Annotated in this window: 13 protein-coding genes; 6 read left to right on the forward strand and 7 right to left on the reverse strand. The window is 45.6% G+C overall.

Annotation, left to right across the window (positions count from 1 at the left end; all coding sequences use genetic code 11):
• Nucleotides 1–5: 5 nt before the first annotated feature.
• Entirely contained in the window at nucleotides 6–431 is a 426-nt protein-coding gene (locus H6995_15635) for a hypothetical protein (GenBank protein ID MCP5216434.1), read from the reverse strand.
• A gap of 1,749 nt (nucleotides 432–2,180) precedes the next feature.
• On the opposite strand from H6995_15635, the gene H6995_15640 reads away from it, so the two are divergent.
• The 6 genes from H6995_15640 to H6995_15665 all read left to right on the forward strand — a co-directional run bounded on the left by H6995_15640 (nucleotide 2,181) and on the right by H6995_15665 (nucleotide 9,518).
• Nucleotides 2,181–2,609, forward strand: a complete 429-nt coding sequence (locus H6995_15640) for a hypothetical protein (protein MCP5216435.1) — start codon at nucleotides 2,181–2,183, stop codon at nucleotides 2,607–2,609.
• A gap of 90 nt (nucleotides 2,610–2,699) precedes the next feature.
• The gene (locus H6995_15645; GenBank protein ID MCP5216436.1) at nucleotides 2,700–4,037 is read left to right on the forward strand and encodes a TolC family protein; all 1,338 of its coding nucleotides are present in this window, start codon (nucleotides 2,700–2,702) and stop codon (nucleotides 4,035–4,037) included.
• Complete coding sequence (locus tag H6995_15650; GenBank protein ID MCP5216437.1) at nucleotides 4,037–4,972, forward strand: efflux RND transporter periplasmic adaptor subunit; 936 nt, start codon at nucleotides 4,037–4,039, stop codon at nucleotides 4,970–4,972. The genes H6995_15645 and H6995_15650 overlap by 1 nt, the downstream gene beginning before the upstream one ends.
• 90 nt (nucleotides 4,973–5,062) lie before the next feature.
• A complete protein-coding gene (locus H6995_15655; protein ID MCP5216438.1) occupies nucleotides 5,063–8,206 on the forward strand; it encodes a CusA/CzcA family heavy metal efflux RND transporter in 3,144 nt (1,047 codons plus the stop codon).
• A gap of 92 nt (nucleotides 8,207–8,298) precedes the next feature.
• Entirely contained in the window at nucleotides 8,299–8,619 is a 321-nt protein-coding gene (locus tag H6995_15660; GenBank protein ID MCP5216439.1) for a P-II family nitrogen regulator, read from the forward strand.
• Between the two features lie 17 nt (nucleotides 8,620–8,636).
• Entirely contained in the window at nucleotides 8,637–9,518 is an 882-nt protein-coding gene (locus tag H6995_15665) for a cation transporter (protein ID MCP5216440.1), read from the forward strand.
• A gap of 797 nt (nucleotides 9,519–10,315) precedes the next feature.
• On the opposite strand, the gene H6995_15670 is transcribed toward H6995_15665, so the two are convergent.
• The 6 genes from H6995_15670 to cysK all read right to left on the reverse strand — a co-directional run bounded on the left by H6995_15670 (nucleotide 10,316) and on the right by cysK (nucleotide 14,878).
• Complete coding sequence (locus H6995_15670) at nucleotides 10,316–10,624, reverse strand: type II toxin-antitoxin system RelE/ParE family toxin (protein ID MCP5216441.1); 309 nt, start codon at nucleotides 10,622–10,624, stop codon at nucleotides 10,316–10,318.
• Complete coding sequence (locus tag H6995_15675; GenBank protein ID MCP5216442.1) at nucleotides 10,612–10,869, reverse strand: type II toxin-antitoxin system Phd/YefM family antitoxin; 258 nt, start codon at nucleotides 10,867–10,869, stop codon at nucleotides 10,612–10,614. The genes H6995_15670 and H6995_15675 overlap by 13 nt, the downstream gene beginning before the upstream one ends.
• Before the next feature lie 101 nt (nucleotides 10,870–10,970).
• On the reverse strand, nucleotides 10,971–11,465 hold the full coding sequence (locus tag H6995_15680; GenBank protein ID MCP5216443.1) for a lactoylglutathione lyase family protein: 495 nt from the start codon (nucleotides 11,463–11,465) through the stop codon (nucleotides 10,971–10,973).
• A 333-nt stretch (nucleotides 11,466–11,798) separates the two neighbouring features.
• Complete coding sequence (locus H6995_15685) at nucleotides 11,799–12,407, reverse strand: peroxidase-related enzyme (protein ID MCP5216444.1); 609 nt, start codon at nucleotides 12,405–12,407, stop codon at nucleotides 11,799–11,801.
• 13 nt (nucleotides 12,408–12,420) lie between these two features.
• A complete protein-coding gene (locus tag H6995_15690) occupies nucleotides 12,421–13,371 on the reverse strand; it encodes a hypothetical protein (GenBank protein MCP5216445.1) in 951 nt (316 codons plus the stop codon).
• 10 nt (nucleotides 13,372–13,381) lie between these two features.
• Nucleotides 13,382–14,878 (reverse strand): cysteine synthase A, encoded by a 1,497-nt coding sequence (gene cysK, locus H6995_15695; GenBank protein ID MCP5216446.1) that lies wholly within the window; start codon nucleotides 14,876–14,878, stop codon nucleotides 13,382–13,384.
• Between the last annotated feature and the right edge of the window lie 21 nt (nucleotides 14,879–14,899).

A 14,899-nucleotide genomic window follows, 5' to 3' on the forward strand; every position in this document is an offset into this window, starting at 1 on the left:
GATAATTAATGGATCGGTTTTGGTCTTTCGGCCAATGTGTCTTTGTGAAAACCCAGCCGCAACTCTGTTTGGTTTGCGATGTTCTCAGGTATCGAAAAGACAAATTTTGAAGGATGGTTATAGCGACGATTAACGACTCGAGGCCAATAGTATTCCGCGTCCTCAAATACCACACCTCCGCCTTCATCAAACACCGTTAGATCAAAGTGACCAAAGGACAACGAAAGATTTTGACGTCGTCGCACTTCCCCGCTGAGTCGATAGTTACCATCGTCATAATGGCGTAGTTGCACATGGCTCAATCGAATGGCATTAGTACTATCGCGTTCAATTGTAATGTTCGTATCCACAGCATGACGAGCAATGGCTGCGCTTGAAAAGAAATAGGCTGAGATGACAATAAAACTAATTTTTACATAGGATGTTTTCATCACTTAATCCTCAAATACGGGTGCAAAAACTGCCAGATACAGCAGATTTAATATTTGTTGGGCGCAATAGCCCTATGGATTAAGAAATATTGGGGGGCGGAAAAGTGAGCTAGCAGGGGTATGTGGTATGACTGACAAATAATCGTCGCCTGTATATACGGACGGCGCGGGTATGTTTTGATTCGATTCACTACTTAACATTGATTGGCAGCCACTCATACAACATTGACAGCTTATGTCGCAACAACTCTGACTGGAACTGGTTGATGGCTCTAGGTTTTCGCTGACATCACTGTGGCTATCTAGACTCGTTAAGCTAGTCTTATATGGGATATTTTCAGCTGTATTGTGATCATGGCAAGGAACGTCAGTTTGAACGATTGATCCAAGTTCATTTTGAGATGGAAAAACCATTGCGATGGCACCAGCGGCTGCCCCTGCCTGTTGGCAGAACAACCAAAAAATCATCAGTATCGCTGTGTTTTTAAATTTCACTGAAGCAACGCCTATCACCTTCGATAATAACATCCAATGGTTCGATCTAGCGTTCAACATATAGTTCAATACCCCTAACCATACTACGAAATTGTAGCTTTGTATGGCTTTTTGCACCACTGTTTTCCGACTAGGTACGCCGCGATCCACAAAAATTAGGGTCAAACTACATTAAAGTCAAAATAAATTCGTAATTAAATGATCGCTGTTTTTATGGGACAGTTCCAATCCCACCTATTCTACAGAATATATTTTACTGCTAAGAATGAAATGCTTACGAAGACCTGAAAAAGCCGCAAAACATCACTCGGTAATATTCTGAAACTTATCGCCTAACTTATAAATATTGTGTTTATCTTGCTTTAAGATTCCAATAAACAACGCCCCATGGAGAATGGGTGGTTATACCAACCCTATACTTTGAGGAGAGAAAAAAATGTATCGACAACCATTCTCGAAATTTACTACTGCCAGTTAAATTACCATGTTACCCACTGAGGGATTTAGGTGATGTCGGCACTGAGTGCGATGTTCGAAATATTACAGCAACTTGTATTCCGCAACGAATCAGTTTCAAAGCTTACGATGGGCTTTGGGCCATTTGCCCTGAGGAGATCATGGTAGCGTGATCTTGTTATTGCCCGATTATTGGCGCAATCGTACTTAACGGCGAATAGCATATTTTACATTTGAATGTTTAACTCGCGATGCTATCATTTAGCAGGCTGCAACTTTTTTATTGCGAATTGGCGCATCTGAAAAGTTTTTCGACACACTGATATAGTGTTGCCTATTACTCTAAGGGTCTTTTTGTGATTAAACGTTGGATATCTTGTTTGCTTATTGCACTGATTGCTTGTCAATCGGTTATGGCAATGGCCGATATCCATCAATCCCACCAGTCCGGAGTTGAACATTTAGAATTCGATCACGATGATAACCCCGACGTAACACGAAATAACTTAACAGCCGATGATCTGAGCCCAGTAAACTCAACAACTGGTAGCGCCTATGACTGCCATCACTGTTGTCATTGCCATACAATGAGTCATTTATTTTTATCAAGTAATGATGACTATTTACAAAATATAGCATCAAAACAGAGCCCGCCAAGCTATCAACTAGCTTATCTGTCCAATATACAGCGTCCCAATTTCCGCCCTCCAATCGTTTAATCGAAAGTCACGCTATTCATTTATACCAGCCAGTATTCTGCGCTGGCTGAGACTTATTCGAAAATGAGGATGAAATTGTATGAAACTGGTTATTGCCATTTATTTAACAGCCATTGTTATGTTGCCTGCCTGGGGCGCTGAAAATAAACCAACCATAGAAATAGTTAAGCCCCCCTCATCGGCTTGGCGTTTTAGCCGTGTGAAAACCTGTGCCAGTAATGAGGGAGTTCGAGTAAAAGGACGCATGACCGCTAGCCGTAGCTTTGGGCTTCCCAAAGGTCATATTGACATTGCTGCGTATAAACCCAATGGTCAGCTCATCACCGAAACCACAACCACATACTCCCCTCGATTGTTGACAAATAGCATAAAACGAAAGGGAGGGGTTCGCTTTTCCACTACAGTTGCTAAGGAATTACCACCAAATTCCACGATCAAGGTCGCTTTTCATTCACAGAAACTGCCCACAGAACAAAACCCTATTCACGAAAAAACGATAGCGCGTTAGACCTGTCGCCAGCTAAGGAAAGGTAGCTGGCGATCAATTTCTAGCTCTACGTATAGTTTTGTTTTACAGGTATCCGATATGACTCTTTTTATGAAAAGTTTTCCCCACCCCAAAAGGCTAGCCAACTCTTTTAGGCTCTCCAATAGATTTGGTTTCGTTTTCCTTAATCTTTTTGTGTTTTCTTTTAGTAATTTACTACTGGCCAACACTAACGAGAATGTACTTTCTTTATCTACAGCCATTGAGCAAACGCTGGCACAAAATCCCTCCCTCAAAGTTTATAATTTTCGCAGTGCCGCGCTGACTGGACAGCGGGAGACAGCAAACTTAAAACCGGCCTATGAATTGGGTGTAGAGGCTGAGAATTTTTCAGGCTCTGATGAGCTCAGTAACTTCGATAGCGCAGAACTCACACTTGCGCTTTCTTCTGTACTGGAAATGGGTAACAAACGCGCTGCCAGACGAGGTGTTGTTGCTAACAACTTCTCAGTGCTGGAGGCTCAGCGACAGGTGGCGTCACTGGAATTATTGGGTGAAGTTACCCGGCGCTATATTGATGTTCTCACAACCCAGGAAAAGGTGTCCCTCGCTAAGGAAGCGAATGAGCTGGCTCAGAATACACTTGATTTAGTAACAAAGCGTTCCGAGTCAGGTGCCATCCCTGAAGCAGAGGTAAAGCGGGCGCAAGCTGCCGCCGCACAAGCGCACCTACTTTGGCAATCTGTCCTGCAACAGCTTAATTATTCGAAAGTATCACTCACCGTACTGTGGGGGCAAACAACACCCGAATTCACTGAGGTTGATGGTGATTTGTTTCGTTTTGGAACCGACATAACCTTTGATGTGCTTTATGCCAGAGTAGAGAAGAATCCGGCGATTCAAATCTTTGCGGCTGAAGAACGACTCAAAGAGGCTGAGCTGCGTCTTGCCAAAACCCAGTCCACTGCTGATATTAGCTGGTCGTTAGGCCTGCGTCGTTTCGAGGAAAGTGAGAATTCCGCAATTGTTGCTGGCTTTAGCATGCCGCTATTTTCTTCTCGGCGAAATTCAGGTGCAGTTTCCACTGCGCTTGCCCAGCGAAATGAGATCTACGTTCAAAGGGAAGTGGCATTACTCGATATGCACACGCAGCTATTTCGGGCGTTTCACAATAGGCAGCAGGCCATTCTCGCTACAAAGTCACTGCAAAACACCATCATCCCCGCTCTTGAGCAAGCGCTAAAAGAAACACAGACAGCCTATCAACGCGGCCGTTACGGCTATCTTGAATACGTTTCCGCCAGACAGGAATTACTTAGTGCCAGACTTACACTGATTGAATCCGCTTCATCGGCCCTGGTTTATGGTGCCGAAATCGAACAGCTAACGGCCGAGCCTTTGTCCGCATCGCAATATGGCGAATCAACCGAATTTTCAGGATCAAAATAATGAAACCAATTAATCGCACAAACACACCCATCATCAACATTATTTTTTATTTAACCTTATATTTGGTGCCGACGCTGGCGCTAGCAGAAACCGGTCATGGTGCAGAGGAAGCGCATGACGAAGATCACATCGAACTAACGCAAGAGCAAATAAAACATGCCGGTATCGGCCTTGAGCAGGTTACTTCGGGAACGATTCGAGAAGCCTTGCCTGTCTACGGCGTGGTTGCCAGTAATGCAGAACAAGTACAGTCGGTCAGTGCACGTTTTGATGGTGTTATTCGCTCAGTCAATAAAAGAATTGGCGATCAGGTTCGCAAAGGAGAAACGTTGGTCACTGTTGAAGCCAATGAAAGCCTCAAAGCCTATTCCGTTGTTGCGTCACTTAACGGCGTTGTCACTCAGCGCAATGCCAACATGGGCGAGCAAACCGCCGATAGAATTTTATTTGTTATTGAAGATTTCTCAACAGTTTGGGTGGATTTGTCCTTATTTCCAAAGGACGTGGCCAAAGCACAGCTAGGACAAAAAGTTCGTATAAAAAACGTTAATGGTTCTCTCTCTGCCGAGGGAAAAGTCATCTACATTGCGCCTTCCGGCAACAGTAATAACCAAGTCACGATCGTTCGCGTATGGATTAACAATACAGATAACCAATGGAAGCCAGGGCTATTTGTTAATGCTGAAATTACTTTGTCAGAGATAACTGCTCCCTTAGTTATTAGCAATGAAGCCGTACAACTTGTTGAGGGAGAGAAGGTGGTTTTTGTCAAGGGCGAAGAAGGTTTCGAGCCACGCCCGGTTAGTTTGGGACGTGCCGATAGAGAGCTGAGTGAGGTGCTTTCCGGTTTAGAAATTGAAGAAGTTTATGTGGCAAAAAATAGCTTTGTTTTGAAATCAGAAATGGGTAAGGAGGATGCTGAACATGGTCACTAACCGTATCCATCACATTATGCTTGAAACGCGTGATTTTTTGCCACCAGCACCAAACCATTTTGTAGTGCGAGACCATAACAGGGCCTCGCTATGATTGATAAACTGATTCAATTTTCCATCGCCCGCCGATGGCTGGTGATGTTTTTTGTGCTGATGATCAGCGCCTTGGGTATTTGGAATTACCAAAACCTGCCGATTGACGCGGTGCCAGATATTACCAATGTCCAAGTACAGATTAATACCGAAGCGCCGGGTTATTCCCCGCTAGAGGTCGAACAGCGTATTACCTACTTAGTTGAGCTTGCCATCACGGGTTTACCTTATGTGGAAAGTACGCGTTCTCTATCAAGATACGCACTCTCCCAAGTGACAGTCGTATTTGAGAAAGGAACAGACATTTACTTTGCCCGCAATCTGATTAATGAAAGGCTTCAGCAAGCCAAAAGCGATATGCCATCAGGCATCGAGCCTGTGATGGGGCCTGTTGCGACCGGGCTTGGCGAAATTTTTCACTATGCGGTACATGCCGATAAGGATGCGCGACAGGCCAACGGTGAAAAGTACGATGCCACCGCATTACGGACACTGCAAGACTGGGTGATCCGCCCTCAACTACGATTAGTGTCTGGGGTGACCGAGATCAATACTATCGGGGGCTTTGAAAAGGAATTTCATATTACACCCCATCCTGCCCAACTATTGGCATTTGGGCTTAGCTTTGATGATATCGTCGCAGCGATGGAAAAAAATAATGCCAATGTCGGTGCGGGCTATATCGAAAAAAACGGCGAGCAGTACCTGATTCGAGCACCCGGACAAGTAGCAGACGTCGCGGCGATCAAAAAAATTATCGTCGCTCATAAAAATGGTATCCCAGTAACCATAGCCGAAGTTGCTGACGTCGGCTTTGGTAAACAACTTCGAACGGGGGCTGCTACTCGCGATGGTGAAGAGACCGTGCTCGGCACTGCGGTCATGCTGCTGGGGGGCAACAGTCGCAGTGTGTCAGAAGCGGTTTCTGCAAAATTGGTTGAGATTAACAAGACGCTTCCAAAAGGCGTCGCTGCTGAGCCTGTGTACAACCGAACCGTGTTGGTCGACAAAACCATCGCCACTGTGCAGAAAAACCTACTCGAAGGTGCCGTATTGGTTGTCGTCGTTTTACTCGCCATGCTCGGCAATGTGCGAGCCGCATTGCTCACGGCCTTGGTGATTCCGTTATCCATGTTGATGCTGATGACGGGGATGGTTCAAACCAAGGTCAGTGCAAATCTGATGAGTTTAGGCGCATTGGATTTTGGTCTGATTGTCGATGGTGCGGTGATTATCGTGGAAAACTGCATCTTTCGATTGGCGAGCCAACAACATCGTCTTGGAAGACTACTAAAGTTGGAAGAACGGTTTCAGGTCGTTTTTTCTGCCACGCGCGAAGTCTTTACGCCCAGTTTAATCAGTGTGCTGGTTGTCATTTTAGTTAATTTACCCATCCTCGCTCTTACTGGTGTCGAGGGGAAAATGTTTACTCCAATGGCCATGGCCGTGATTATCGCGTTGTTATCCGCTCTGGTTTTATCATTAACCTTTGTGCCCGCCGCAGTCGCCTTGCTACTCAGCGGTCATATCGAAGAAAAAGACAATATCATTATGCGTTATTCAAAACGAGCCTACACTCCCATTCTAGAGTGGGCGCTTAGGTTTCGCCTGTTTGTGCTCACGGGCGCGATTGTTTTTGTCATCGCTATTGGTGGGATGGCCACAAGAATGGGTACTGAATTTATTCCTAATCTCGATGAAGGTGATATCGCCATTCAGGCCTTACGCATTCCTGGAACAAGTCTTACTCAATCTTTGGATATGCAATTTCAGCTCGAACGCACCGTGTTGGAAATACCGGAAGTGAAAACGTATTTTTCGCGCGTCGGCACAGCTGAAGTTGCCAGTGACCCAATGGGTCCGAATATTTCGGACGGCTATGTCATGCTGAAAGACCCTAAAGACTGGCCAGACCCTGATAAGTCAAAGACGCAACTACTGGACGACATTCAAGAAAAACTGGCACTGATTCCCGGCAACGCCTTTGAAATCAGTCAGCCGATTCAGCTGCGCTTTAACGAGCTTATCTCCGGTGTTCGATCCGATCTGGGCATTAAAGTCTATGGTGATGATCTCGACCAACTGCTGAAATCAGGCACTGAAATTGCGGCGGTTCTCAATCGCATTGAAGGTGCTGAAGGTGTCAAAGTCGAGCAAGTTTCCGGGTTGCCGATACTGTCCGTTGAGACCGATCGCTCTGCCTTGTATCGCTATGGTCTCAATGTAGCCGACGTACAGGACATAGTCGCCGCCGCGACAGGCGGTGAAGAAGCCGGATTGATATTTGAGGGAGACCGTCGATTTACCATCGTTGTCAGAGTAGCGGAGCAAACCCGTAATGACCTGCGAACCTTAGAGCGCCTACCGATTCCATTACCACAAGGCGGTTACGTACCTCTTAATGAAGTCGCTACACTCAACCTTGCTCCGGGGCCAAACCAAATCTCCCGAGAGAATGGTAAGCGCCGTCTGGTAGTTAGTGCGAATGTTCGTGGCCGTGATTTGGGCGGCTTTGTCGCCGAGGTACAAACACAGGTCGAACAACAGATTACCTTGCCTCCGGGATATTGGTTGGAATACGGTGGTACATTCGAGCAATTGCAATCTGCAACCGAGCGATTAACGTTGTTGGTACCCGTTACACTGGTTATGATTTTCGCCCTACTGATGATGACCTTTGGCTCGGCCAAGGATGCAGCCCTAGTCTTTAGTGGCGTTCCTTTGGCGTTAACCGGCGGCGTCATCGCCCTTTGGTTGCGTGATATTCCATTGTCGATCACTGCCGGTGTCGGCTTCATTACACTGTGTGGCGTATCGGTACTTACCGGTGTCATGATGGTTTCGGCGTTCCGCGATAAATTAAGTCAAGGTGAAAATATCGATGCGTCCATTCGAGAAGGTGCGATGTTGCGACTGCGGCCAATATTGATGGTCGCACTGGTCGCAGCACTAGGATTTTTGCCAATGGCACTCAACACCAGTACTGGCGCAGAAGTGCAGCGCCCTTTAGCAACAGTAGTTATTGGAGGAATTATATCATCCACGCTGTTAACGCTGCTGGTACTGCCAGGTCTCTACCGAATGGCTTACCGCAAAGGCAAAGACCTTATCGGAAATAATGATAATGCAATGGCATCCTAATAGCTGATGAACTGGCCATAGGGGGCACTTTTCCCCTATGGCCAGACCCACTATTTACACACGAATAGCTATTCAAAGCTTGGAGTAAGCGCATGAAACAAATTAAAGCATTTATACATCACGTCCGTTCCGCCACTGTCGTTGAAGCGTTGCGTGATGCTGGTTATAAAAACATTACCTTACTGGATGTCAAAGGTACTCTCAAACCGCTGAGTGAATCCGAACAGGATTACTCCACTGATGCTGACGTGGTTATTTCAGAAGTCCGAATATCTTTGGTCTGTGAAAATTCGCAAGTTGACGAAGTCACTGGCATTATTCGTAAAGCAGGACGAATTGGGCCGAATATTTCTGGCTGGGTCTACGTCAGCCCCATTGAACAAGCCCTACCGATTGGTGGGGAAGACCTTTAAAATAACGAAATCTAGCTATGCACAACCACGCACATCGCGACAATAACAGCGCCTCTTCACGTATCGGCTGGGCATTTTTTCTCAACGTGGGATTTACATTCGTTGAATTTATTGGCGGATGGCTGACTAACAGTACTGCCATTATGGCCGACGCAGTCCATGACCTGGGTGACAGCTTATCAATAGGTCTGGCCTGGATACTGAATAAATTTTCAGATAAACAAGCCAACGATTCGTTTAGTTACGGATACCAACGGTTTTCATTGTTGGGTGCGTTGACTAATGGTGCAGTACTCATCGGCGGATCAATCTGGGTATTGAGTGAATCCTTACCCAGATTGGCCAAATCTGAAATGCCTGATGCTCAAGGCATGATCCTATTATCCATTTTTGGCGTAGCTGTTAATGGCTTTGCTGCCTATAAACTGAGTCGGGGCAAGTCACTAAATGAACGTGTATTAAATTGGCATTTGCTTGAGGATGTATTGGGGTGGTTCGCTGTGTTGATCGTAGCAACTGTACTGCTATTTGTAGAACTTCCCATACTAGACCCAGTACTATCGATCGGTTTCACATTATTTATCTTATTCAATGTTGCAAAAAATCTTGCCGAGACTATCAAACTATTTTTGCAAGCCACGCCCGATAAAAGAATCAGAGCGAAGATCATTGATGATCTTCGCTCTCTGCCAAATGTCTGTGACGCTCACCATGTTCATTTGTGGTCACTTGACGGCAACAACCATGTTTTGACCGCTCACCTTGTTCTAGATAAGGCTATCGATCAATTGCCACAAGCGAAGATAAAAAATGAAATAGCCACGCTCTTACTTCCCTACGATTTGTCGCACACTACGATAGAGCTAGAGTTCCCAGGTGAATTTTGCCGGGATAAATAAAGGTGTCAGATTTATTTTTCAAAATAACCGTAAGCCTAAGCTGCCGCCCTACCTAAGCCTGTTGCCGGAAGGGGTTATGCATCGTGGTATTAGATATCAATCGCTATTTTGCGGGCCAAAAATACCTATGCTCAGCCATTAAATATTCATTAGCAATAATCAGACGGTTAGTGCCGCCTCGTATATTTTGGGGGGGTGTGGCCAGGAAAATATTGACCACTACAGCTCCTGCCGGACAGCAAATTAGTTTTCTAAGAGTTCGACTATCTCTTATTAGGACACTCCTGCCTGCCAAGTTATATCAGAACCAAATTTGATGACATTAGATTTAGTTTGAGGAAATGCAGATAATCATAGGATAATGTGATCAAGATATTCTTTGACTGAGTATCCATATTTTGAATAATGAACCGGTTTGATTTGTGGTTAAGCATCGGAGAGTAGGTGCAGGTATTTGGTGGTGCGAAAAAGACACAGGCATTCTCGGTTTAGCGGCTCATCGTTGTAATATTGTAGAAATAGGAACAGCTTCTGTCGCTTGAGGGCACGTATTCACAATCTTTATTAAAAAGCACCTCGAGATATGATTTTTAATTTCAAATAGTTCACAATCTTTATTAAAATTATGCGCGCTTAAAATGCGGGTTTCAGCGGCACCGATTCACAAACTTTATTTAAATCGGACAATTGTTACATCAACACAAATGACGACGGAAATTCTGGATAATTTATCTGATCTCACATTGCGCTTAACAGCCTACTAACAGGACCCTACGGCCCCGTTAGTAACTGTTGGTTTACATGCGATCACTGAGAATATACTGGCGTAACACTCTTTCGCTACGCATAACATATAGAACAAATACTTTATTTTTGTCTACTCGGTAAAAGATACGGCACGGACCAATTATAATTTCGCTATATCGAGTGTTACGGGAAAGTTCAGGAGGTTTTTTTCCTGAATTAGGAAATTGCTTTAATCTCTCTACAGCTTCGAATACCCTTTTAACAAGATTTCCTGCGGCCTCAGGCTTATCTAAAGCAATGTATTCTGCAATTTTATCAAGGTCTGAAATAGCAGGCTCTGTCCATATTATTTGAGCCATTTACTCATTCTTTCCTTGGCCTGAGCCTGTGAATAGGTGCGCCCTTCTTGTAGGGCTGTTTCGCCTCGTGCAATTCCTTCCAGTATACCCATGCGATTTTGCATGTGCTCATAGTCGTCGATATCTATGAGGTAGGCCGATGGTTTGCCGTGTTCAGTAATTAGAACGGGCTCCTTGGTCTCATGTAGGTCTGCAAGGATTCGGGTGGCTTGGCGCTTTAGTGTGGTTACGAGTTCTGTTTTCATAAAAGTGATACTATTCTATCACTCTGTGATTGGCAAGAGCTAAGACGGTTAACAGCCTACTAACAGGGCCCTACGGTTCCGTTAGTAAGATTTTTAACTTTCTAGTAAGCGCCTTGTGAATAAGTTAATTCATAGCTATGTGAATAGACTTCGAAGATGAGGCCGAATGGATCTTCGACGTAGCACATCTTGTAGGGCTTCTCTCCAGGGTAATATTCACGGATAGGCATCCGCTGCTTCCCACCGTGCGCCACGATTTTTGCTACCAGTCCTTCAATATCCGGGTCCTGAACGCAAAAGTGAAAGGTGCTCGTTTTCCAGTATTCAAAATCTTTCGGAGCTTCATTGTTTTTAAATTCAAACATTTCAACTCCGATTTTGTCGCCAGTAGACATGTGAGCAATCTTAAAGGATCCCCATCCTTTGCCAAAAACATCAATACACATTTGGCCTATTGGTGTGTCTGATTCTTCGGTAATGACGGTGGGCTCCATTATGTGATACCAACCCATGACTTCGCTGTAAAATTTGGCCGCTTTCACTACATCAGGAACAGAAATTCCGATGTGTGAGAACGTTCTTGGGTATGTACTCATGGTAATTCCTCGTTTTGAAAGTTAATAGCCTACTAACAGGGCCCTACGGTTCCGTTAGTAAGATTTGTAGTTTTATTAATTTGTCATTACTTCCCTATAAATCATTAAGATACGCAGTTTCTAGCGTTTGGGTCTTTTCCGCATAACAGGACCCCATTAGGTGTGGTTATTGTGAGGAAGGAAAATACTCCGGTCAAGTTACACATGACAGCCCGAAAAGATGGATTGAGAGTCCGCTTCTAGGGTACCCCTGCCTGCCAAGTTATATTAGAACCAATTTTGATGGGATTAGATTTAGTTTGAGGAAATGTAGATCATCATCGGATAATGCGATCAAGACAACACTTCCGGCTGACTTGGGTCTATTGGCCGTCCTGGGGTCAATAATTCGCGCAGGCCTTGATCCATTGCCAGGAAAGCGGCATCTGGCGCTGCGCCCAAAGCGTCTGCAATTTTAGCAAAAAAGCAGCGTGCAGCGGCGACTGAAACAATATCGAATATCTTCGCTTCAGAAAAACCAAGGTCAAGCAAGTCTTGAATATCAGCGGCATTGATAGAAGAGGAGTCTGTTGCCACCTGACGGGCCAGCCTCATCATCGCTTTCTCGGCTTCTGTTAATGGACTGGTGTCGGCGTTGCTGGCAATCGCCTTGACTTCATCAACTGTATAGAATTTTTCACAAAGCACTTTGCTATGCGCCAGACAACAGTATGAATTATGAATCGCTTGGGCGGCAGCAAGCGTAATCAACTCAAAGGATTTTTGATCAAGATGCTGGCGGATAGTTATTTGTAGATTAGCCCAGGCCTTCATTACTTCGGGACGATAACAAAATACTTTCGCATAATTAGGGAGATAACCATAGGGGCCCTGTTGTCGTTGGTATAACTCCAAAACCTCGCCAGTGGCTTCACTAACGGGAATAGTCTGTATAAATGCCATAAGGGCTCTCCTCTTAGGGTTGGCGATAATGACTAATTTGGATCTCTTCACCAACATCAGCATAGTCACCCAGTGCTCTCTTCTGACGAAACTCTCCCCAGTTGATCTGACGATAACGTGGCGGGTGCCGGTCATCAATCATCGTTGGTAAAGGACTATATTCAGTGTTGTAAGCCGGGTTGAAAAAGAAAGGTGCGGTGAATCGCTTAACGCCTTCATGGGTAATAACCCGGTGTACTGGCGCGCAGTACCTATCGTTGGACCACACCTGAACGATGTCACCCAGGTTAATCACCAATGCTTCTGAACGGGGTTCCACTAAGTGCCATTGGTTATTCCGAAATACCTCCAGGCCTGCCTGGTTGTCTTGCAAAAGGATTGTCAAAACACCGGCATCGGTATGCTGATTAACACCCAAATAGTTGCACTGTGAGATATCAAATCTGTCAGCTTTTGGAATTTTGGGATGCTCTGGATAATAGTTAAGCCGGACAAAGCTGGTGTGATGTGGTCGGAAATAGGGGGTCAGTTGCTGTGCCGACACGCCTAAATTTGATGCGATAGCTTGCAGCAGTCGAAATGCCAAATTTTCACCTGCGCGGTAAAATGCCAGCACAGCAGGCTTGAACTGTGCTAACCCTGGCGGCCATTGGGGTTTTTGCGAGCTTCCATTTGCAGGGCCATAATCGAAAATCTCTTTCCAGTCACGGGTATTTTTGGTGAGCTCCTGATCATAAAACCCCCAGGGATTTTCATAGCTGCGGGAAATTGAACGTTTGCGCTCCGTTGGCTGGGCAAAAAATTGATGCATGGCCGTAAAAACATCCTCAGCAATCTTCTTGTCAATACCATGGTTTACAATTTGAAATGCGCCCCACTCACGGCAGGCACTGTCTAAAGCACGTAACGTCTCGCCAAGATGCAGGTTTGAGATATTTATCACAGGAATATGGTTTGTACTCATCGCCTTTACCTCATGCGCTTTTACGAGGGTGCAGCCATTTTGGTAACAGGTCAGCGGCGACCAGGCCAAGGGTATCTTTGAAATCAATATTAAGGGCCTTTAGCTGAGCCTGAAGGGAGCCATTTTGATAGGCGGCAAAGAGCTCGGTACTACCGCCAATAGGTTGGCCGCCAATAAAAATCTGTGGAATAGTCGATACCCCCAACCGGCTGGTCAGGACTTGACGAATATTCCCACCCTTGTTTTGTTTTTGATAAGCGACGGAGTCAAGATCAACGCTAAGGTAGTCAATGTTCAGCGTATTAAAGAGTTTACGAACCGACCAACAGAACTCGCACCACTCAAGTGCGAACATGACGACTGGATGCGAAGTAATGGCTTCATCCACGAAGCTAATGGCATTCACATCCAGCGCTACGGATGGCAGTTGCCCCCCGTTCTTTGGCTGTGCTACAGCTTGTGGTGTTTCAAATCGGCATCCGGGCGTGGATTGTGATAACAAGGTTTCTTCTTCATTCATCTCCTCTGAGATACCCTCAAATAATGGGGTGGACATGTAACGTTCGCCTGTATCGGGCAACATACAAACAATATTGGTTCCTGCGGGCGATCGCTCGGCAATCTGCAAGGCTCCTGCCAGTGTAGCACCGCTGGATATTCCGACAAAAATTCCTTCACGTTGTGCTAACGCTTGAGAAAGACGCAATGCCTCATCGCCTGAAACCGGTACTACTTCATCGACCAGTCGAGCCGACATAGCTTCTTCCGTCAGGCGTGAGACAAAGTCAGGACTCCAACCTTGCATAAGATGAGGTCTGAAGTAAGGATGGCTCTCGGAAATGGAACCATCTGGATTGCGTGGTTGGGATATCCCGCTACCGAGGACCTGAGAGTTGTCAGGCTCAACCGCAACTACTGTGGTTTCCGGCTTGGCAGCTTTCAATGCGCGAGCGACACCTTTCAGCGTTCCTCCGGTCCCAAAACCAGACACCCAATAGTGCAATGGTTCAGCGGCAAAATCGCTAATAATCTCTTGGGCGGTTGTTCTGGAGTGAACATCGGCATTGGCTTCATTTTCAAACTGCCGACATAAAAAATAACCATGTGTTTCGGCTAATTCCATGGCCTTGCTAAGCATCCCTGTACCCTTTTCTGAGGCCGGGGTGAGCACTACCTTGGCACCGAGAAAACGCAACAATTTACGTCGTTCGATGCTGAAATTTTCGGCCATAGTGACGACCAAAGGATAACCCTTTTGCGCACAGACCATGGCTAGTCCGATACCGGTATTACCACTGGTGGCCTCAATAACCGTTTGTCCTGGTTGAAGTTCGCCACTTTGTTCTGCGGATTCGATGACGGCCTGCGCCATTCGATCCTTGATAGAACCCATGGGGTTAAATGACTCTATTTTGACATAGAGATTAACATCAGGTGGCGCCAACTTTTGCAGTTTTACCAATGGTGTGTTTCCGATAGTCTGAAGAATGTTTTCGTAACGTGGCATAAGGATCTCCTCCAAATTGAG

This window comes from Pseudomonadales bacterium, assembly GCA_024234615.1.
Classification (GTDB): Bacteria; Pseudomonadota; Gammaproteobacteria; order Pseudomonadales; family IMCC2047; genus JAJFKB01.